The 1,356-nt window shown below is 67.1% G+C and carries 1 protein-coding gene and 1 pseudogene; both read left to right on the top strand.

Annotation, left to right across the window (positions count from 1 at the left end):
• The first annotated feature begins 175 nt into the window (after positions 1 to 175).
• The gene (gene sigI / locus AWC19_RS03195) at positions 176 to 1,036 is read left to right on the top strand and encodes an RNA polymerase sigma factor SigI (protein WP_085076652.1); all 861 of its coding nucleotides are present in this window, start codon (positions 176 to 178) and stop codon (positions 1,034 to 1,036) included.
• A 106-nt stretch (positions 1,037 to 1,142) separates the two neighbouring features.
• Positions 1,143 to 1,298: pseudogene (locus tag AWC19_RS03190) on the top strand (helix-turn-helix domain-containing protein); the annotation flags it as partial.
• Positions 1,299 to 1,356: the final 58 nt, after the last annotated feature.

Below are 1,356 nucleotides of genomic sequence, written 5' to 3'. Positions count from 1 at the left end.
CATGTTGCGCACCCGACAGCCCTACAACCCGGCCGGCAGCACCAACGCGGCTTGACAAACGCATTAGGGAGCCTCCTTTCGGGATTTTCCTGCACTGCACCAAGGACGGCGGCAAAGGTGGGAAAGTTACGGGCGGAATGCGTAACTTTTTCTCGCCCCGCCTCGTCGAGACTTCATGAAACCGTCGCAGTCACCGAGCGCACAGGTCACCGAGGCCTGGCGTCGCCACCGGCCGTACCTGGTCAACCTCGCCTACCAGATGCTGGGGGACGTCGGCGACGCCGAAGATGTTGCGCAGGAAGCGTTTCTGCGGCTGTCGCGCGCCGACATCGACTCGATCGACGACGTGCGGGGCTGGCTGACGGTGGTGGCCAGCCGGCTCTGCCTCGACCAGGTGCGGTCGGCCCGGGCCCGCTACGAGCGCCCGGGCGAGATTGACGAGGTGCCGGCGCCGCGCCTGGATCCGGCCGACCGGGTCACCCTCGACGACGAGGTCCGCGCCGCCCTGCTGGAGGTGCTGCGCCGGCTCAGCCCGGGTGAACGCGTCGCCTTCGTGCTGCACGACGTGTTCGGTGTGCCGTTCGACGACATCGCCGAGACCGTGGGCCGCCCCATCGGCACCTGCCGCCAGTTGGCTCGCCGGGCGCGGGCCAAATTCACTGCGACACAACCCAAGTTGACCGACGTTGCCTCGGCCGAGCACCAGCTCGTCGCCGAAAAATTCATCACCGCCTGCGCCAACGGCGACATCGCGGGATTGACCGCCGTCCTGGATCCCGCGGTCTGGGGCGTGGGCACGGTCCTCGCCGATCCCGCACCGCCACCGCAGATCAACCACGGGCCGCACGCGGTGGCCACCAACTTGCTCCGCTACCTGGGGCCCGAGGTGACGCTGGTCAGCGGGCCGGCCGGCCAACCGGCCGTCCTGGCCTTCGCCGATCGCCGGCTCTTCGCCGCCATCGTGCTGACGATCCGCGACGGCCTGGTGACCAAGATCGAGGCGCTCGCCGACCCGTTGGCACGTGCCGGGGCCTAGGTGTACTCGGCCAGGACGTTGGTAGCAGGCGTGTCGGCTTGATGTGAGGAGAACCCCCGGGTGGGGTGTGGCGTGTCGAATGCCCATACCTGCTCCGGAGGTTCTCATGTCCCACCGTAATGCCCGCACAACGTTTTATGGCCGTTTGTTGATCGTGCAGCGCTATCAGGTCGGCTGGAAACAAGCCCACATCGCAGACGCGATGGGTATTTCACGCAAGTGCGTGCATACCTGGATCAGCCGGGGAGCGTCCCGGGGAGTGGTGTAAGTGATGGCGGCGTGTCGGTCCCTGACGTAAGAGGGCCATCGCGTGAGTCTCT

The organism is Mycobacterium palustre (genome assembly GCF_002101785.1).
In the GTDB taxonomy this organism is placed as follows: Bacteria; Actinomycetota; Actinomycetes; order Mycobacteriales; family Mycobacteriaceae; genus Mycobacterium; species Mycobacterium palustre.
The sequence above is the reverse complement of the archived record's forward strand: the minus strand, read 5'-3'. Positions and strand labels throughout refer to the sequence as shown.